20 protein-coding genes are annotated in these 19,023 nt (G+C 45.4%); 2 read left to right on the forward strand and 18 right to left on the reverse strand.

The annotated features are described in order from the left end of the window. Nucleotides 1–150: 150 nt before the first annotated feature. From L0991_10450 to trmJ, 12 genes are all read right to left on the reverse strand, one after another. Nucleotides 151–1,293, reverse strand: a complete 1,143-nt coding sequence (locus tag L0991_10450) for a bifunctional tRNA (adenosine(37)-C2)-methyltransferase TrmG/ribosomal RNA large subunit methyltransferase RlmN (GenBank protein ID XGB61837.1) — start codon at nucleotides 1,291–1,293, stop codon at nucleotides 151–153. A gap of 441 nt (nucleotides 1,294–1,734) precedes the next feature. After that, nucleotides 1,735–2,169 (reverse strand): nucleoside-diphosphate kinase, encoded by a 435-nt coding sequence (ndk, locus tag L0991_10455; protein ID XGB61838.1) that lies wholly within the window; start codon nucleotides 2,167–2,169, stop codon nucleotides 1,735–1,737. A 106-nt stretch (nucleotides 2,170–2,275) separates the two neighbouring features. Continuing rightward, a complete protein-coding gene (gene pepB, locus L0991_10460; GenBank protein ID XGB61839.1) occupies nucleotides 2,276–3,571 on the reverse strand; it encodes an aminopeptidase PepB in 1,296 nt (431 codons plus the stop codon). A 206-nt stretch (nucleotides 3,572–3,777) separates the two neighbouring features. Then, the gene (gene iscX / locus L0991_10465) at nucleotides 3,778–3,978 is read right to left on the reverse strand and encodes a Fe-S cluster assembly protein IscX (GenBank protein ID XGB61840.1); all 201 of its coding nucleotides are present in this window, start codon (nucleotides 3,976–3,978) and stop codon (nucleotides 3,778–3,780) included. A 118-nt stretch (nucleotides 3,979–4,096) separates the two neighbouring features. Beyond that, nucleotides 4,097–4,435 (reverse strand): ISC system 2Fe-2S type ferredoxin, encoded by a 339-nt coding sequence (gene fdx / locus L0991_10470; protein ID XGB61841.1) that lies wholly within the window; start codon nucleotides 4,433–4,435, stop codon nucleotides 4,097–4,099. 20 nt (nucleotides 4,436–4,455) lie between these two features. Next, the gene (gene hscA, locus L0991_10475; GenBank protein XGB61842.1) at nucleotides 4,456–6,306 is read right to left on the reverse strand and encodes a Fe-S protein assembly chaperone HscA; all 1,851 of its coding nucleotides are present in this window, start codon (nucleotides 6,304–6,306) and stop codon (nucleotides 4,456–4,458) included. Between the two features lie 22 nt (nucleotides 6,307–6,328). Further along, nucleotides 6,329–6,844: a co-chaperone HscB gene (gene hscB, locus L0991_10480; protein XGB61843.1), complete on the reverse strand. Its 516-nt coding sequence runs from the start codon at nucleotides 6,842–6,844 to the stop codon at nucleotides 6,329–6,331. Between the two features lie 84 nt (nucleotides 6,845–6,928). Beyond that, nucleotides 6,929–7,252: an iron-sulfur cluster assembly protein IscA gene (gene iscA / locus L0991_10485; GenBank protein ID XGB61844.1), complete on the reverse strand. Its 324-nt coding sequence runs from the start codon at nucleotides 7,250–7,252 to the stop codon at nucleotides 6,929–6,931. Nucleotides 7,253–7,349: 97 nt separating this feature from the next. Beyond that, nucleotides 7,350–7,727, reverse strand: coding sequence for a Fe-S cluster assembly scaffold IscU (gene iscU, locus L0991_10490; protein XGB61845.1), 378 nt, complete (start codon nucleotides 7,725–7,727; stop codon nucleotides 7,350–7,352). 33 nt (nucleotides 7,728–7,760) lie between these two features. After that, nucleotides 7,761–8,975, reverse strand: coding sequence for an IscS subfamily cysteine desulfurase (locus L0991_10495; GenBank protein ID XGB61846.1), 1,215 nt, complete (start codon nucleotides 8,973–8,975; stop codon nucleotides 7,761–7,763). Nucleotides 8,976–9,002: 27 nt separating this feature from the next. Continuing rightward, nucleotides 9,003–9,524 carry a Fe-S cluster assembly transcriptional regulator IscR gene (iscR, locus tag L0991_10500; GenBank protein XGB61847.1) on the reverse strand — a complete coding sequence of 174 codons (522 nt, stop codon included), beginning with the start codon at nucleotides 9,522–9,524 and terminating at the stop codon, nucleotides 9,003–9,005. Between the two features lie 117 nt (nucleotides 9,525–9,641). Further along, a complete protein-coding gene (gene trmJ / locus L0991_10505) occupies nucleotides 9,642–10,370 on the reverse strand; it encodes a tRNA (cytosine(32)/uridine(32)-2'-O)-methyltransferase TrmJ (GenBank protein ID XGB61848.1) in 729 nt (242 codons plus the stop codon). A 181-nt stretch (nucleotides 10,371–10,551) separates the two neighbouring features. On the opposite strand from trmJ, the gene suhB reads away from it, so the two are divergent. Next, the gene (gene suhB / locus L0991_10510; protein XGB61849.1) at nucleotides 10,552–11,355 is read left to right on the forward strand and encodes an inositol-1-monophosphatase; all 804 of its coding nucleotides are present in this window, start codon (nucleotides 10,552–10,554) and stop codon (nucleotides 11,353–11,355) included. 308 nt (nucleotides 11,356–11,663) lie between these two features. Here the strand turns inward: suhB and secF are convergent, their stop codons facing one another. The 5 genes from secF to queA all read right to left on the reverse strand — a co-directional run bounded on the left by secF (nucleotide 11,664) and on the right by queA (nucleotide 17,314). After that, a complete protein-coding gene (secF, locus tag L0991_10515) occupies nucleotides 11,664–12,611 on the reverse strand; it encodes a protein translocase subunit SecF (GenBank protein XGB61850.1) in 948 nt (315 codons plus the stop codon). 14 nt (nucleotides 12,612–12,625) lie between these two features. Then, entirely contained in the window at nucleotides 12,626–14,449 is a 1,824-nt protein-coding gene (gene secD / locus L0991_10520) for a protein translocase subunit SecD (GenBank protein ID XGB63885.1), read from the reverse strand. Between the two features lie 53 nt (nucleotides 14,450–14,502). Continuing rightward, nucleotides 14,503–14,832: a preprotein translocase subunit YajC gene (gene yajC / locus L0991_10525; GenBank protein ID XGB61851.1), complete on the reverse strand. Its 330-nt coding sequence runs from the start codon at nucleotides 14,830–14,832 to the stop codon at nucleotides 14,503–14,505. Between the two features lie 111 nt (nucleotides 14,833–14,943). Beyond that, nucleotides 14,944–16,080, reverse strand: coding sequence for a tRNA guanosine(34) transglycosylase Tgt (gene tgt, locus L0991_10530; GenBank protein XGB61852.1), 1,137 nt, complete (start codon nucleotides 16,078–16,080; stop codon nucleotides 14,944–14,946). Between the two features lie 181 nt (nucleotides 16,081–16,261). Further along, nucleotides 16,262–17,314 (reverse strand): tRNA preQ1(34) S-adenosylmethionine ribosyltransferase-isomerase QueA, encoded by a 1,053-nt coding sequence (gene queA / locus L0991_10535; GenBank protein XGB61853.1) that lies wholly within the window; start codon nucleotides 17,312–17,314, stop codon nucleotides 16,262–16,264. A 258-nt stretch (nucleotides 17,315–17,572) separates the two neighbouring features. On the opposite strand from queA, the gene L0991_10540 reads away from it, so the two are divergent. After that, a complete protein-coding gene (locus L0991_10540; protein ID XGB61854.1) occupies nucleotides 17,573–18,019 on the forward strand; it encodes a CBS domain-containing protein in 447 nt (148 codons plus the stop codon). 79 nt (nucleotides 18,020–18,098) lie between these two features. On the opposite strand, the gene L0991_10545 is transcribed toward L0991_10540, so the two are convergent. Next, nucleotides 18,099–19,004 carry a hydrogen peroxide-inducible genes activator gene (locus L0991_10545; protein XGB61855.1) on the reverse strand — a complete coding sequence of 302 codons (906 nt, stop codon included), beginning with the start codon at nucleotides 19,002–19,004 and terminating at the stop codon, nucleotides 18,099–18,101. Nucleotides 19,005–19,023: the final 19 nt, after the last annotated feature.

Here is a 19,023-nt window from a genome sequence, read left to right on the forward strand (position 1 = left end):
AAAATTTACCGTCAGCTCATGCTTTTGTCCAAAAATTGACGAAAAATGTAAGAAAGCGTGGGCAAGAAGTCCAAAAAATAAAAAACGAAGTCCCAAAAACGCAACAAGCCAGAAGTAATACTTCTGGCTTGTTTAGATTCAAATCGAGTTTTAAACCGCTTTTACTTCAATCACACCACCGGCAACCAAGTTAGCTTCTGAAGCCGCTTTAAGCATTTTAGTACGCTTAGTTCTATCGATAACATCACCAACCAACTGGCCACATGCTGCATCAATATCGTCACCACGCGTTTTACGAACCGTTACTGTGTAGTCGTATTCCATTAGCGTTTTTTGGAAGCGGTCAATACGAGAGTTGCTTGGCTTCTTGTATGGTGAACCTGGGTAAGGGTTAAATGGAATCAGGTTGATCTTACATGGCGTGTCTTTCATCAGCTCTGCAAGTTCACGAGCGTGGTCCATATCGTCATTCACATGATCCAATAGAACGTACTCTACCGTTACTTTACCGCGGTTAGCATTTGAAGAAGCAATGTAGCGACGTACAGACGCTAGGAAATCTTGGATATCCCAACGGTCGTTGATCGGCATGATTTGGCTACGAAGCTCGTCGTTTGGCGCGTGCAGAGAGATAGCTAGTGCTACGTCGATGTTGTCTGTCATTTGATCAAGGCCAGATACAACACCTGAAGTAGATACTGTTACGCGACGCTTAGACAGTGCGAAACCTAGGTCATCAAGCATGATCTCTAATGATGGCATTAGGTTTTTCATGTTAAGTAGCGGCTCGCCCATACCCATCATTACAACGTTAGTAATTGGACGACGGCCAGTCTCTTTCTCTAGACCGATTTCACGAGATGCACGCCAGATTTGCCCCACGATCTCGGAAACTTTTAGGTTACGGTTAAAGCCTTGTTGAGCAGTCGAGCAGAATTTACACTCTAACGCACAGCCAACCTGTGAAGATACACATAGAGTCGCACGGTCACCGTCTGGGATGTATACCGTCTCAACGTCTTGGTCGCCAACGCTCATCGCCCATTTAATTGTGCCGTCTGAAGAGTGTTGAGCTTCAGAAACAACAGGAGCAACAATTTCACAACGGCGTTGAAGTTTTTCACGCAGCTTTTTGTTGATGTTGTTCATTTTTTCGAAGTCATCGACACCGAAGTGATACATCCACTTCATCACTTGATCTGCGCGAAAAGCTTTCTCATTCAATTCTTCTGTGAAAAATTTACGAAGACCTTTACGATCAAAATCGAGTAGATTGACTTTAGCTGTGGTCATGATGCCTCTCAATGACGGAACAATAATTAAGGGCGCGAATTGTACAGCCTTTATGCATGTTCAACAAGGGCTGTAAAACCCTGTGTTTACTAAGACATTCAAACTTAAGTGATTAAAATTTACACAACCACCTTTCGTTACTTACAATTCAGGAAATAAGAACAAGATTCCCGACTACACTCCTTCGTCGCTATCAGGAATAACGTGAAAACTTACTCAGTAACTTTCCACTCATAGTCATCAATTCACTAGTCCCTCAAATCTCGTCATTCCAGAACTGAGGAACGAAGTATCTGGAATCTCCTACAACGAATAGAGATTCCCGACTACGCTCCTTCGTCGCTTTCGGGAATGACGACCAAGTAAGCGACCTCTAAGGTAAAGCCACATACAAAAAAGGCCTCACCGAAGTGAAGCCTTTAGAATCATTTGCTGTGTCGCTTATTGAGCTGGACGTGGGCAAATCTCAGATTCTGGGAAGAAGAACTCGATTTCACGAGCTGCTGACTCTGGGCTGTCGCTGCCGTGTACTGAGTTGTAACGCATGCTGATTGCGTAATCAGCTCGGATAGTGCCGCACGCCGCTTCTTCTGGGTTTGTTTTACCCATAAGTTCACGGTAACGAGCAATTGCGTTTTCGCCTTCTAGTACTTGAACCATGATAGGACCAGAAGTCATGAACTCTTTTAGTGGACCAAAGAATTCTTTGCCTTCGTGTTCCGCGTAGAAGCCGCTCGCTTGCTCTTCAGTCAGATGAACCATCTTAGCAGCGATAATTTCTAGACCTGCTTTTTCGATGCGGTGGTAGATTTCACCTATAAGGTTACGCTTAACTGCATCCGGCTTAACAATTGAGAACGTTCTTTCTAGAGCCATAGGGATTCCTTCACTTCATTTTTTTGTTATTAAATACTGAAATTACTAAGATCATTCGATCTAAGGTAATCAATGAGCGGTATCGAAACACCGCTCATTGTTATTATTATTTTGCTTGGTCGATAAGAATGCGAGCCAGTGTGCGAACACCCATGCCCGTTGCACCTGCCGCCCATTTATCGCTTGGAGATTTACGGTAAGTACCCGCGCAATCCAAGTGCATCCAGCCTTTTTTGTAGTCATCTACGAAGTAAGACAGGAATGCTGCAGCCGTGCTTGCACCTGGAGTGTAATCACCCGTGCTGATGTTCGAAAGGTCAGCAAAGTTTGAAGGCAGCATGCCACGGTGGAAATCCGCAAGAGGCAGTGGCCACAGGCCTTCTTTCTCTTGGTTAGCCGCCGTTAGTGCTTGGTGAGCCAGCTCGTCATCAAAGCTCATTAGCGCGTGGTAGTCATTACCTAAAGCATTTTTAGCAGCGCCCGTCAGCGTTGCACAGTCGATGATAAGCTCAGGATTTTGCTCACTTGCGTACATCAGGCCATCAGCTAGAACTAAACGACCTTCTGCGTCGGTGTTCATGATCTCAACTGTCTTACCGTTCTTGTATGTGATGATATCGCCAAGCTTCAATGCACGACCAGAGATCATGTTCTCTGCACAACATAGGATAAGCTTGATGCGCTTGTTCAGGCCACGCTCAATCGCAAGACCTAAACCACCAGTGATAGTCGCTGCGCCACCCATGTCCGCTTTCATTGCAGTCATGAACTGACCTGGTTTAATGCTGTAACCGCCTGAGTCGAAAGTAATACCTTTACCAACTAGACAAGCAAATACAGGTGCGTTTTCATCGCCTGTTGGGTTGAAGTCCAGTTGAAGCATTGCTGAAGTACGCTCAGAGCCGCGGCCTACCGCGTAGATGCCTTCCCAACCTTCAGTTAGTAGGTCTTTATCTTTAACGATTTTTGCTTTAACTGTGCCTTCTGGCGCAACTGACTTGATGTATTCAGCTGCCATTGTTGCCAGTTGACGAGGTGCGACTTCTTCAGCCGTCTTATTGATAATGTCACGCGTCCAATCTGTAGCACGGATACGCGCTTCTAGTTCAGCTTGGTCTGCTTCTGGCAGTGCGTCCCACTCCAATGTATTCTTTTTCTTTGGTCCACGGTAACCTTGATTGAAAGCCCATACGCTTTCTAGGTCCCAACCTTCACCACTTAGTGAAACGAATGAAATACCTTGTCCGTCAAGTGTGCGACCTGCGCGTTGAACGGCACCAAGATCGTGGCCTTCACCAATGTGAATTGTCGCTCCTGCTTCCGAGAACGATAAGATAGCTTTTGCTCCCCACTGAGGCTGGGCAGCTTCTTGACTTAAAAATACTGACATCTGTGTAGACATGATTTCTCCTTGTCTGAGAACCACCTTACTTGAGTGATCCTGATTATTTTTTATTAGCGCACTGATGTTAGCATTATGTAGAAGTAAAATGTCATTTTGATAAAAAAACGGACCATAAGGTCCGCTTTTTTTAGTAAGAATTGTTAACTTGGCTGCGTTTTATATGGGGGTAATTTCACTCCATAGCCAAATCATCGATGTGATGATTAATCCATCTCATCCATCCAGCACAAAATAATAGCCTCTAAGATCTTTTCGTTCGAGTGGTTGGGCTCGTCGTCAAACTCTTCAAGGTCTAATACCCACTGGTGCAGATCGGTAAAACGTACCGTTTTAGGATCAGTATCAGGGTACAAATCACATAGCTCAATTGCGATATCGCGAGAATCAATCCACTTCAAGCTCATAACACTTCCTTATATTTATCAGAGACACTTAGTCACTTTTATGATCTATATTCTAGGCCAGTTTTGTTAAACCGTTATCTCAGTCATGGCGACAAACGCCATGACTGCTGAGAAGTTCTTAATGGTCTTCAGACGCTAGGTTCAACGTGTACTTTGGAATCTCAACAACAAGGTCTTCGTCAGCGACTTTCGCTTGGCAACCTAGGCGAGATTCCATTTCTAAGCCCCATGCTTTATCAAGCATATCGTCTTCTAGGTCATCACTCTCTTCTAAAGAATCGAAACCTTCACGGATCACAACGTGACATGTTGTACATGCACACGATTTTTCACATGCGTGCTCAATACCAATACCGGCCTTTAGTGCAACATCAAGAACCGTTTCACCAGTTTTTGCTTCTAAAACAGCGCCTTCTGGACATAGATCTTCGTGAGGTAAAACAATAATCTTTGGCATGTTTATCTATTCTCTAACTATTAAATATTATCGACTGACTGACCTGACAGTGCAGCACGAATTGATTTATCCATACGACGTGAAGCAAAGTCTTGGCTCGCTTTGTCGGTATTCTTAATTTCTTGTTCAATGGCATCGGCATTGTCGCCGTTGCGTGCTTCAATCAGGGTTTCGATCGCCTGAAGAAGCTGCTGTTTTTCTTGCTCGTTAAGTAGCTCATCGCCATCGGCTTGCATTGCTGCAATCAGACCTTCAATAACACGGTCTGCTTCTACACGTTGTTCAGCAAGAGCACGCGCTTGCATGTCTTCTTTTGCAAACGTCATTGAGTCTTTCAGCATGTTAGCAACTTCATCATCGCTCAGACCGTAAGAAGGCTTCACTTGGATTTCAGCTTGAACACCTGTGCTCTTCTCCATAGCCGTCACTGATAGCAGGCCATCAGCATCCACTTGGTAAGTCACACGAATATGCGCCGCACCAGCAGCCATCGGTGGAATGCCTTTCAGAGCAAAACGAGCCAATGAGCGACAGTCGTCAACCATTTCACGTTCGCCTTGAACGGTATGCACTGTCATTGCAGTTTGACCGTCTTTAAACGTAGTAAATTCTTGTGCGCGAGCTACTGGGATCGTGGTGTTACGCGGAATGATCTTTTCTACTAGGCCACCCATGGTTTCGATACCCAGTGAAAGTGGGATTACGTCCAATAGCAACATTTCTGAGTCAGGTTTGTTACCTACGAGAATATCCGCCTGAATTGACGCACCAATAGCAACCACTTCATCAGGGTTAATGCTGGTTAATGGCGTACGACCAAAGAAGTCACCCACCATTTCACGTACTAGTAATGTACGAGTTGAACCACCAACCATTACCACTTCTAGCACTTCATCCGCATCAACTTCTGCATCTTTTAGAGCACGACGACATGAAAGTAGCGTTTTCTTAACTAGAGGCTTGATGATCTCTTCAAACTCTTCACGAGTTAATGAACCAGACCAACCTAATACTTCAACATCAACACTTTCAGATTCAGACAAACCAATTTTAGCTTCCGTTGCTGCATCTAGAAGTGCACGGTTCTGCTCAGCAGTGAGCTCTGATAATCCAATTTGCTCTTGAAAGTGGTCAGCAACAAGGTGGTCAAAATCATCACCGCCCAATGCTGAATCACCGCCAGTTGCCAGAACTTCAAAGACACCTTTAGACAAGCGCAAAATCGAGATATCAAACGTACCGCCGCCTAAGTCGTAAACCGCGATCACCCCTTCTTTGCCGGAATCCAGACCGTAAGCAATCGCTGCCGCCGTTGGTTCATTTAGAAGACGTAACACATGAAGACCAGCCAGCTGCGCCGCGTCTTTAGTACCAGCACGTTGTGCATCATCGAAATACGCAGGAACGGTAATCACCGCACCAGATAGCTCACCACCCAGTGTTGACTCAGCACGTTGACCTAGTGCTTTCAGAATATCTGCAGATACTTGAATCGGGTTCTTGTTGCCTTGTTCTGTACGGATCACAGGTAGACCATTATCACTTTCTTCAAACTGATATGGCAGAGATGGGTATCGTTGCTGAATATCAGCCAGTGAGCGACCAATCAATCGCTTAACTGAGATAATGGTGTTTTTAGGATCAGTCTGTGCATTTGCACGAGCTTCATCACCAGTCGTATGTGAGTCTGACTGATAATGAACAACGGAAGGCAGAATGCTACGACCATCTTGATCAACGAGCGTGCTCGCCTCACCACTGCGCACTGACGCAACCAATGAATTTGTTGTACCTAAATCAATACCCACAGCAAGCTTATGCTGGTGAGGAGCGGCGCTTTGCCCTGGTTCTGCAATCTGAAGTAGTGCCATGGATGTGTCCTTGTTGTACCAACTAGCCGATCAAACGATCTTCAACTAGCTCGATTTCATTCTTTAATTTTGCAATAAACTTTAGCTTTCTTACTCGGTCGGCAGCTTCTAACCATGCTTCGCTGTCGAGTTCTTGTTGGATAGCGCTTAATTGTTGTTTATACATTTTGCTAACCTTTCCTTCAAATGCAAACAACGCATCTTCCGGATCAGAACTGTCGGCGATATCTTCAAGCTCTTCACGCAGTTCCATTTGCTCCATAAGGAACATTGGATCTTGCATGGTCTGTTGCTCACCACGGATATCTTCACCATGTTGAACTAACAGGTATTCTGCTCGGCTAATTGGATTCTTCAGCACCTGATACGCGTCATTAATTTGCGCGGCTTTTTGCACAGCTAGTAGGCGGTCTCGCTCAGAAGCTGTAGCAAAGTTATCAGGGTGGAATTGGCGTTGCAGATCTCTAAACTGAGAAGAAAGAAGGCTACCATCCAGCTGAAACTGAAGTGGTAGCCCAAATAATTCGAAATGATTCATGTAACGGTGGTCCTAAGTTTAGGCTCTTAAATCAGAGCCTAATTTTATTCTTCGCTCACTATAAACGTTTAACGATTCAATCGCTTATACGTTGAAGCTCTCACCACAACCACACTCGCCTTTCGCGTTAGGGTTGTTGAATTCAAAACCTTCGTTTAGGCCTTCTTTGACGTAATCAAGCTCAGTACCGTCTAGGTAAACTAGGCTCTTTGGATCAATGATAACCTTCACACCTGAATGCTCAAACACTTGGTCTTCTTCGTTAAGCTCGTCAACGAACTCTAGTACATACGCCATGCCCGAACAGCCAGTGGTTTTAACCGCTAAGCGTAACCCGATACCTTTGCCTCGGTTATCTAGGAAAGCTTGAACTCGACTTGCTGCCGTCTCTGTCATGGTGATGGCCATACTACAACCTTGTGTTTTATATAAATTGAGAACTCAGGGGGAGCACAAAGGATGCTCCCAAATATTACTTATTTTGGAGGATTACTTTAGGAGACGATTAACGCTTCTTTTTGTAATCCGCAACTGCTGCTTTGATTGCATCTTCAGCAAGAATTGAACAGTGAACCTTCACTGGTGGCAACTCAAGCTCTTCTGCGATTTCAGAGTTTTTGATAGCAGCCGCTTCATCAATGCTTTTACCTTTAACCCACTCTGTTACTAGTGAGCTAGAAGCGATTGCGCTACCACAACCGTAAGTTTTGAATTTTGCGTCTTCGATAATACCTTCTGGTGTTACCTTGATTTGCAGTTTCATTACGTCACCACAAGCTGGTGCGCCAACCATGCCGCTACCTACACTTGGGTCTTCTTTATCAAACGAACCTACGTTACGTGGGTTTTCGTAGTGATCAATTACTTTTTCGCTATATGCCATGATAGTTACCTCGAATCCTCTATATCCGTGAGATTAGTGATGTGCCCACTCAACAGTGTCCAGATCAATCCCTTCTTTATACATATCCCATAGAGGAGACATGTCGCGTAATTTGTTTACCGCTACACGAATTTGTGCAATCGCGTAGTCAATTTCTTCTTCCGTTGTGAAACGGCCGAATGAGAAACGTACTGAGCTGTGTGCCAGTTCATCGTTTAGACCAAGAGCACGTAGAACGTACGATGGCTCTAGGCTTGCTGATGTACATGCAGAACCCGATGATACCGCTAGGTCTTTAAGAGACATAAGCAGAGACTCACCTTCAACGAAAGCAAAGCTCACGTTTAGGTTGTGTGGTACACGTTGGTCTAAGTCACCGTTTACTGTTACTGCTTCTAGATCTTGAACACCTTTCAGTAGACGCTCACGAAGCGCTAGTGCGTGATCGAAATCTTTCTGCATGTCTTGCTTAGCGATAGCACATGCTTCGCCCATACCCACGATTTGGTGAGTAGCAAGCGTACCAGAACGGAAACCACGCTCGTGACCGCCACCGTGCATCTGCGCTTCAAGACGGATACGCGGCTTACGACGAACGTAAAGTGCACCGATACCTTTAGGGCCGTACATCTTGTGAGCTGAAAGTGAGATTAGGTCAACTTTAGTCTCTTTAACGTCTAGTGGGATTTTACCCGCAGACTGAGCCGCATCAACGTGGAAGATGATCTTGCGAGAACGACATAGTTCGCCGATTGCATTGATATCTTGGATAACGCCGATTTCGTTGTTTACGTGCATGATAGAAACAAGAACTGTGTCTTCACGCATTGCAGCTTGTAGCTTGTCTAGATCGATGATGCCGTTTGCTTCTGGCTCTAGGTAAGTTACCTCAAAACCTTCACGCTCTAGTTGGCGACATGGATCAAGAACCGCTTTGTGTTCTGTTTTGCACGTGATTACGTGCTTACCTTTCTTCTCGTAAAAGTGCGCAGCACCTTTAATAGCAAGGTTATCTGACTCTGTAGCACCAGAAGTGAAAACAATTTCACGTGGGTCTGCATTTAGTAGGTCAGCAATTTGCTCACGAGCATTATCTACTGCTTCTTCTGCCTGCCAGCCGTAACGGTGTGAACGAGATGCAGGGTTACCGAAGTTACCATCCATCGTCATGCACTGAACCATTTTCTCAGCAACTCGTGGATCGACTGGGCATGTAGCTGAATAGTCAAAGTAAATAGGCAGTTTCATTTTCTACTCCAATGTAAAAACTGACCGCTATGAGCGGGCATTAACACCGTGAGGTGCTGCACTAATCGTTGTAGTGCTCGTATTTTTATGTGCAAAACTATTATTAACCGCAAGATCAATATCTTGGCGATCAGAAATCTCTAAAACTTCGTTATCTTTCATCAACTCACCAAGAGTGATGTCGTTTAAGAAGCTGCTGATTCGGGAGCTTAAATCACGCCAAAGAGTGTGAGTTAAACAACGACTGCCACCTTGACAATCTGCTCGACCGTGACACTTAGTTGCATCTACTGATTCGTCAACTGCTGCAATCACAGTTCCGACAGCGATGTCGCCCGCTTCAGCACCAAGACGGTAACCACCACCTGGGCCACGAACACTAGCAACTAAGCCAGCTTTACGTAACTTAGAAAAAAGTTGCTCTAAGTAAGATAACGAGATGCCTTGTCGCTCTGAGATGTCAGCCAGAGGAACTGGGCTTTTTTGCGAATGCAGTGCTACATCTAGCATAGCCGTTACCGCATATCTTCCTTTAGATGTAAGTTTCATATCACACCGTATCCACATTGTTTATGTGGTTGGAATCTTCCCATACCCGACTAAATTGGTCAAGTATTTTACCTGACTATTTTAGTCAGGTATTCATCCTTGCAGTGAGCATGGCTTTTACTGGCTATTTTTGCTCTTCTCGATAGAAGTCAAAATACCACGAAGCGTGTTGATCTCTTGAAGTTCTGGACGCGCACGGCTAAACAGACGACGTAACTTATTCATCACCTGTCCTGGTTTATCCTTAGAGATAAATTGGGTATCAATGATGACTTTTTCAAGGTGTTCATAGAACATTTCTAGTTCATCGTGACGAGGGTACTCATCTTGAGGCTGTGGCTTGTATTGGCTAGCCACCATGTCAAGGTGCGCAACACGTACTTCGTAGCTCAGTGTCTGCACGGCCATCGCTAGGTTTAGCGAGCTGTATTCAGGGTTTGCAGGAATACATACGTGGTAGTGACACTTTTGTAGTTCTTCATTCGTAAGGCCTGTGCGCTCACGACCGAATACTAACGCTACTGGGTGCTTTTGGCCTTCAACAGCAAACTTTTCACCACACTCACGAGGCTCAAGCATTGGCCACTCTAGGGTACGTGAACGAGCGCTTGAACCGACAACCAAACCGCAGTCTTTTACAGCTTCATCCAACGTAGAAACGATCACTGCGTTTTCAGCGATGTCACCAGCGCCTGCAGCCAGTGCTAAGGTCTGCTCGTCAACTTCACACTGAGGGTCTACAAGAACTAACTGACTTAAACCCATCACTTTCATTGCGCGAGCTGCTGATCCGATATTTCCCGAATGAGACGTACCAACCAGAACGACTTTTACATTGTCTAACATGCTATATGACACCACTTTAAAAATAATCGCGAGATATTAACACATCGCAAAGTAAAATGGTCAGACCCTTCGTGTAATGTGAATCTAAGAGTTCAAAAAATAACCACTTCCCTTTTGGGAAAACTTTGGTATACTCGCCGCCGCTTTAAATTGTTCTTTAACATCTTGTGGGAAAAACCATATGCATCCAATGCTAAACATTGCGATACGCGCTGCGCGTAAAGCTGGCAACCATATTGCTAAATCTCTAGAAACAACTGATAAGATCGAAACGTCTCTAAAAGGTAACAACGATTACGTTACTAACATTGCTCAAGAAGCTGAGTACATGATCATTGAGACAATCAAAGCATCTTACCCAGAGCACAGCATTATTTCTGAAGAGAAAGGCCTAATCGAAGGTAAAGACTCTGACGTACAATGGATCGTTGACCCACTAGATGGCACCAACAACTTTGTAAAAGGTTTCCCTCACTTCTCTGTATCTATCGCTGTTCGTATGAACGGTCGTACAGAAGTTGCTTGTGTTTACGACCCAATGCTAAACGAGCTATTCACAGCTCAACGTGGCGCTGGTGCTCAACTAAACAACGCTCGTATGCGTGTTACTCAACTTAAAGACCTTCAAGGTACTGTTCTAGCAACTGGTTTCCCATTCAAAGCTAAGCAACACTCTGAGTCTTTCATGAAGATCATCTCTGGTCTATTCATCGACTGTTCTGATTTCCGTCGTACTGGTTCTCCAGCACTTGACCTATGTTACCTAGCAGCTGGCCGTGTTGACGGTTACCTAGAGCTAGACCTAAAACCTTGGGACCTAGCAGCTGGCGACCTAATCGCACGTGAAGCTGGTGCAATCCTAACTGACTTCGCTGGCGGTACTGACTACATGAAGTCTGGTAACGTTGTAGCTTCTAGCGCACGTGGTGTTAAAGCTATTCTTAAGCACGTTCGTGAGAACGCAAACGAAGGTATGCTGAAATAATTCAGGCCTTACGTTAATAGTCTCTATTTAATAGAGCGCTAAAAAATTCAAAGCCTCGCACATGCGGGGCTTTTTTGTATCTGTGGTTCAGGGATGCGAGATGCGAGATGCGAGATGCGAGATGCGAGATGCGAGATGCGAGATGCGAGATGCGAGATGCGAGATGCGAGCAGAATAGCGCTCATGACATTAAGTGCAACTCACCTCGAACGTAATTTGTATTGAGTTTTCCTACAAAATGCAGGCATAAAAAAACCGCTAGTTACCTAGCGGTTTTTTTGGTTTAACGAAACTTGTTAAGCCAAGGCTTATGGCATTTCGTCAAACTCTTCACCTTCTTTTTCCACTTGTGGTGGCATTAGGTGTTCACGTGTAATACCCAACTTCATCGCTAGTGCAGATGCAACGTAGATAGAAGAGTAAGTACCAACCGTAATACCTAGTAGAAGTGCGGTTGCGAAACCATGAATCATAGCGCCGCCTTGAACGAACAGTGCGATAACTACGAACAAGGTTGTACCAGAAGTGATCAATGTACGGCTCAATGTTTGTGTGATTGAGCTGTTTAGTACTTCTGGGGCTTCGCCTTTACGCATCTTACGGAAGTTCTCACGAATACGGTCGAATACAACGATGGTATCGTTGAGGGAGTAACCGACTACCGTTAGCAAGGCTGCTACGATGGTCAGGTCGACCTCAATTTGCATTAGAGAGAATACGCCTAGCGTGATGATAACGTCGTGCGCCAGTGCAAGTACCGCACCTGCCGCCAAGCGCCATTCGAATCGCACAGATACGTAGATCAAGATACAGATAAGAGAAACTAGGATAGCAAGGCCACCCGCTTCTGTTAGCTCATCACCTACATTAGGACCAACGAACTCGATACGACGCATTTCAACTTGCTCACCTGTGCCTTTCTCGATAGCTGAAAGGATTTGGTTACCAAGTGTCTCGCCTGCAACGCCGTCGCGAGGACGTAGACGAACCATTACATCACGAGCTGAACCGAAGTTCTGTACCGTTGCATCACCAAAGCCTTCGGCTTCAAGTGCACTACGGATATCAGGAAGGTGTGCTGGTTGTTCAAAGCCAACTTCAATCAGAGTACCGCCAGTAAAATCTAAACCCCAGTTCAACGATTTCGTTGCAAGAGTGAAGATAGCCGTACCAATCATCAAGATAGAAAGAACGAAGGCAACCTTTGACCAACGCATAAAGTCGATCATTTTGTCTGCTTTTAGAATCTGAAACATATTAATTCCTAGCCTTAGATCGACAGTTTCTTAACGCGTTTGCCGCCATACATCAGGTTCACGATACAACGTGTGCCGACAATAGCTGTAAACATAGAAGTCAGGATACCGATAGACAGCGTTACCGCGAAGCCTTTGATCGCACCGGTACCAACCGCAAATAGAATGATTGCTGTTAGAAGCGTGGTGATGTTCGCATCGGCAATTGTGCTGAATGCGTTCGCGTAACCTTGGTGAATCGCTTGTTGTGGACTGCGTCCCTCTCGAAGCTCTTCACGTATACGCTCAAAGATCAGTACGTTGGCATCGACTGCCATACCGACCGTCAGTACGATACCGGCAATACCTGGTAGCGTCATGGTTGCACCTGGGATCATCGACATCACACCAATAATCAATACCAAGTTCGCCATTAGCGCAACGTTCGCGATAAGACCAAAGCTACGGTAGTAAAGTAGCGTAAATAGCATTACCGCAGCCATACCCCAAACCATCGCCATGATACCCATATCGATGTTTTGTTGACCCATAGATGGACCAATCGTACGTTCTTCAACAATCGAGATAGGCGCAATCAGAGCACCAGCACGAAGTAGAAGTGCCAAATTATGAGCTTCAGCTGTAGAGTCGATACCAGTAATACGGAAGTTACGGCCAAGAGCAGATTGAATCGTCGCTTGGTTGATCACTTCTTCATGCTTAGTAAGAATAACTTTGCCTTCAGGTGTCTTACGACCGCTATCTTTGTACTCTGCAAATACGGTTGCCATTAGCTTACCGATATTTTGACGAGAGAACGCAGACATCTTGCTACCACCTTCGCTGTCTAGCGAGATGTTAACTTGAGGACGGCCATATTCATCAACACTTGAGCTTGCATCTGTAATGCTAGAGCCACCTAGGATAACGCGCTTCTTAAGCACCACTGGGCGACCGTCACGGTCTTGCTTAATTTCGCTACCTGCAGGGGCACGACCAGAAGCAGCAGCGGCTAAGTCAGCACTGCTATCAACTTCACGGAATTCAAGCGTTGCTGTCGCACCAAGGATTTCTTTAGCACGCGCCGTGTCTTGAACACCTGGCAATTCCACTACGATACGGCTAGCGCCTTGGCGTTGAACCAAAGGCTCAGCAACACCAAGTTCGTTTACACGATTACGTAGAATGGTAATGTTTTGCTCTACCGCGTAGTTACGGATTTCTTGAAGACGAGCTTCAGTGAAGTTAGCAATCAAAGAAAAACGACCATTCGAGTCAGAGTCTACGAATGTCATGTCTTGGTGCTTAGATTGCAGTAGCGATTTCGCTTCAGCAAGCTGCTCTTCATTACGTAGAATCACTTCTACCGCATCTTTGCCCGATGGGCGAATAGCACGGTAACGGATCTTCTCTTCACGAAGTTCACTACGGAACGCTTCTTCTTGTTGGCCAACTAGCTTTTCCATTGCAGCGTCCATATCCACTTCCATCAAGAAGTGAACACCACCACGTAGGTCAAGACCAAGCTTCATTGGTGCAGCACCAATAGATTCAAGCCAATCCGGTGTTGAAGCCGCTAGGTTTAATGCAACGATAACGTCTTCATCTAATGCTTCAGTGATAACATCACGAGCACTAATTTGAGAGTCTGTGTCGTTAAAGCGAACAAGAATGGAACCGTTTTCGAGAGCAACGGATTTAGTTGAAAGGTTTTCTGCTTCAAGAGCATTGGTGACAGCATCCAGCGTAGACATATCTACAGAGGCGCCACGCGCCCCTGTAACTTGAACTGCCGGATCTTCACCGTATATATTTGGAAGTGCGTACAACGCAGCGACGGCAATGGTAAACACCACCATCAGGTACTTCCATAACGGATAACGGTTTAGCACAGCGAGGATCCTCTAGCTGTTTATAGAGATTTCAGAGTACCTTTTGGTAGCACTGCTGTAACGAAGTCTTTCTTGATAACTACTTCGTTGTTTGCGTTCAGTTCGATCGCAACGTAGTCGTTGTCTTCTGCAATCTTAGTGATTTTACCGATCAGACCGCCGCTAGTAAGAACTTCGTCGCCTTTGCCCATAGAAGCCATTAGGTTCTTGTGTTCTTTAACGCGCTTAGCTTGTGGACGGTAGATCATGAAGTAGAAGATCACAGCGAACATACCTAGCATGATAAGCATTTCGAAACCGCCGCCTGCTGGTGCACCTTCTGCTGCTGCGTGAGCTTGAGAAATAAACATTTAAAACATCCTCTATTTATATTTTCGTAATTGTTTGTCTAATTGGGTTGTATCCCTTTATTTTCAAGCCCCATCCCTCCGAAGAGAGACAGGGCTCGCAAAAAAGAAATACTAAGATTCTTTACCTAGTGGCGGCACTTCACGCCCCATTCTTGCGTAGAACTCTGCAACGAACTCTTCAAAGCGGTCTTCATCGATAGACTGACGAATGTCAGACATTACTCGTTGGTAGAAACGCAGGTTATGAATCGTGTTCAGTCGAGCACCTAGGATTTCGTTACAACGATCCAAATGGTGTAAGTACGACTTGCTGTAGTTCTTACAAGTGTAACAGTCACACTCTGAATCTAGTGGTGTTGTATCAGTTTTATGCTTCGCATTACGGATCTTGATCACACCTTCAGTCACAAACAGGTGACCGTTACGTGCATTTCGCGTTGGCATTACACAGTCAAACATGTCGATACCACGACGAACACCTTCAACTAGGTCTTCCGGTTTGCCTACGCCCATTAGGTAACGTGGCTTATCTTCTGGCAGTTGAGGACATGTGTGCTCAAGAATGCGGTGCATGTCTTCTTTTGGTTCGCCTACTGCTAGACCACCTACTGCGTATCCATCAAAGCCAATTTCAGTTAGGCCTTTAACAGAGACATCACGTAGGTCTTCGTACACACCACCTTGAACGATACCGAATAGTGAGTTCGGGTTTTCAAGTTTGTCGAAGTGGTTACGAGAACGCTCAGCCCAACGAAGAGACATCTCCATTGAGTCTTTCGCTTCTTTATGTGTCGCAGGGTAAGGCGTACACTCATCGAAGATCATTACGATGTCTGAACCTAGGTCTTTTTGGATTTCCATAGACTTCTCAGCGTCCATGAAGATCTTGTCACCGTTTACCGGGTTACGGAAGTGAACACCCTCTTCAGTGATTTTACGCATCGCACCTAAGCTGAATACTTGGAAGCCGCCTGAATCGGTCAGGATAGGACCTTGCCAGTTCATGAAATCGTGTAAGTCACCGTGCATTTTCATGATTTCTTGACCAGGACGTAGCCATAGGTGGAACGTGTTACCTAGTAGGATTTCAGCACCTGTGTCTTTTACTTCTTCAGGAGTCATACCTTTTACAGTACCGTAAGTACCTACAGGCATGAATGCTGGTGTTTCAACAGTACCGCGCTCAAACTGAAGTTGACCACGACGTGCACCAGCGTTTGTTTTTTTAAGTTCGTATTTTAATTTCACGAAGCCTCCAATATGCCAGAGAAACAATCTGACTGTTAATTCAGAGCTTAAGTTAGCCTTAATACTCTATGAGGAGCGGTCGCGTATTCCTTGCGAGAGATTAGACAGAGACCCTGCCCGACTCCTAGCTTACTGCTAGCACCCGTAAATTCTTATTTATATCGCTTATAACCAGCTTAAATTAGCTCGTTTTCTTGTTGATGAACATCGCGTCACCATAGCTGAAGAAGCGGTATTCGCTCTTCACTGCATGATCGTATGCAGCCATCACATGGTCGTAACCTGCAAACGCACTCACCAACATGATCAGTGTCGATTCAGGTAGGTGGAAGTTAGTGATAAGACAATCAACCAACTGGTATTCATAACCAGGGAAAATAAAGATTTCTGTATCACCAAAGAACGGCACTAACTCTGTACCATTTTTCAGAGCGTCTTGTGCTGCACTCTCTAAAGAACGAACCGATGTCGTGCCCACTGCGATAATGCGTCCGCCGCGTGCTTTTGTTGCCGCAACCGCATCCACCACTTCTTGCGGTACTTCAACGTACTCTGCATGCATGTGGTGATCGTTGATGTTGTCTACTTTTACTGGCTGGAATGTGCCCGCGCCAACGTGTAGCGTTACATAAGCGAACTCAACACCTTTAGCTTTCATGTCGGCCATTAGCTTGTCGTCAAAGTGAAGACCCGCTGTTGGTGCAGCTACCGCACCTGGCTTTTCATTATAGACCGTCTGGTAACGCTCTTTATCTGCGTCTTCATCTGGACGATCAATATAAGGAGGCAATGGCATGTGACCAACACTGTTCAGAATCTCTAGAACGCTTTGATCTGATGTGAAATGGATTTCAAATAACGCATCATGACGCGCTACCATTTCTGCTTCGTACTCATCATTCTCACCAAGGAACAGCTTAGTACCCGGCTTTGGTGATTTAGAACAACGAACATGCGCCAGAATGCTTTTCTCATCCAGCATACGCTCAACCAACACCTCAAGCTTACCGCCTGAAGCTTTGCGACCAAATACACGAGCTGGGATAACGCGCGTGTTATTGAAAACAACCAGATCGCCCGGTTCCACCAAATCTAAAACGTCCTTGAACGAACCATCAGTTAGGTTGCCGTTATTGCCATCTAATTTAAGCAGGCGGCTTGCTGTACGCTCTTCTTGAGGGTAGCGAGCAATGAGTTCATCTGGTAGGTCAAAGTGAAAATCTGAAACTTGCATTTTTCTGGTCTTGTTTGGTTGATGAATGAGTAGACGCGACTAAAAATTTCGCAGTGGGCTAGTATAGGCACACGAGCCGCAATAGCAAGGTTTACAGCTAGGGATTATTGTAAAGAGGCGTAAAATTATGCGACTTAATCCGCTCTCCAGTGAAATGAAATAGTTGTGTAAAACTCACCCAAAAATGCGCCAGCTCTCAGTTATTTTTTGGATAAAAAACTATAGTGAGAACAACAAATAAATAATAAGGAGGTTCGTATGATCAAGGTTGAAGATATGATGACTCGCAACCCTCATACTTTATTGCGCTCACACTCATTGGCCGATGCTAAGCACACCATGGAAGCGCTTGATATCCGCCATATCCCTGTCGTCGATGCCGATAGAAAACTATTGGGTGTAGTGACCCAACGAGACGTTCTCGCCGCCCAAGAATCTAGCCTACAAAACATTCCACCAGCTCAATCTTTTACCCTATCTACTCCCCTAAATGACATCATGCACAAAAACGTTATGTCAGTAGAGCCTCGAGCTGGGTTAAAAGAGTCAGCTATTTACATGCAGAAGCACAAAGTGGGCTGCTTACCAGTGGTCAGCCACGGCGAACTGGTTGGCATCATCACCGACAGTGACTTCGTCACCATCGCGATTAACTTGCTTGAACTACAAGAAGAAGTAGAGCCAGAAGAAGCTGAAGTGGATTAACCGTTGAGTGTGCAAAACAAAGAGCGGCTTAAATTGCCGCTCAAAGGTATAAATTAAATTCGCTTCTCAATGATGTCTCTTAAAGTAACTCAGACACCACATCCGCTAATTGGTGGAAGGTTTCACGGCGTGATGAGCTAGGGCGCCACACCAGGCCAATATCACGGTACGCTTGCTGGCCAGGAGGATCGATCACAACTAGGTTTTGATTTTCCAGCAATCCATGGTCGATAGCCATTTGTGGAATAAAGGTGGTTCCTAAACCGTTCGCGACCATTTGCACCAATGTATGGAGGCTTGTGGCGGTGAAAGGGTTTATTTTCTCTTTGTCGGTTAACTTACACGCTGACACCGCGTGCTCAGTTAAACAGTGCTCGTTCTCCAACAAGAATACCGATTCGTCTGGTAGGTCGTCATATTTAATAGGGACACTAATACCATCTGCTTGATTACGGCTGATCACCATTCTAAAAGGATCTTGTCCAACCACTTTGCTCTCCATGTTGTCGATATCAACAGGCAGAGCCAGAATCAGTACATCTAACTCACCGTGGCGCAGTGCCGCGAGTAAGTTCGTTGTGGTGTCTTCGCGCAACAGCAGATTTAATTGAGGAAAGCGTTGGTTGGCTTCTTGTACTAAATCGCACAAAAGAAATGGCGCAATGGTAGGAATGCACCCTACTCGCAGCTGACCTTGCATCGCATCGCCATTACATAGGTTTCCGAGTTCAACCAAGTCCTGCCCTTTCGCCAATAACTCTCGGCCATGCTTAACCACCAGCTCTCCCGCTTGAGTGAAAACGAGTGGGCTCTTTTTATCTTTCTTCTCATACAAAGGGCAACCGATCAGCTCTTCTAGGTTTTGGATACCTTTACTCAGAGTAGATTGGCTAACGAAACAGCGATCAGCGGCGTCGCTAAAGTGGCGTGTTTCGTGAAGAGTAACAAGATAGTGAAGTTGCTTAAGACTTGGCCATTTATTCATGAAATTACTTTGTAATATG

Source organism: Vibrio chagasii (assembly GCA_041879415.1).
GTDB lineage: Bacteria > Pseudomonadota > Gammaproteobacteria > Enterobacterales > Vibrionaceae > Vibrio.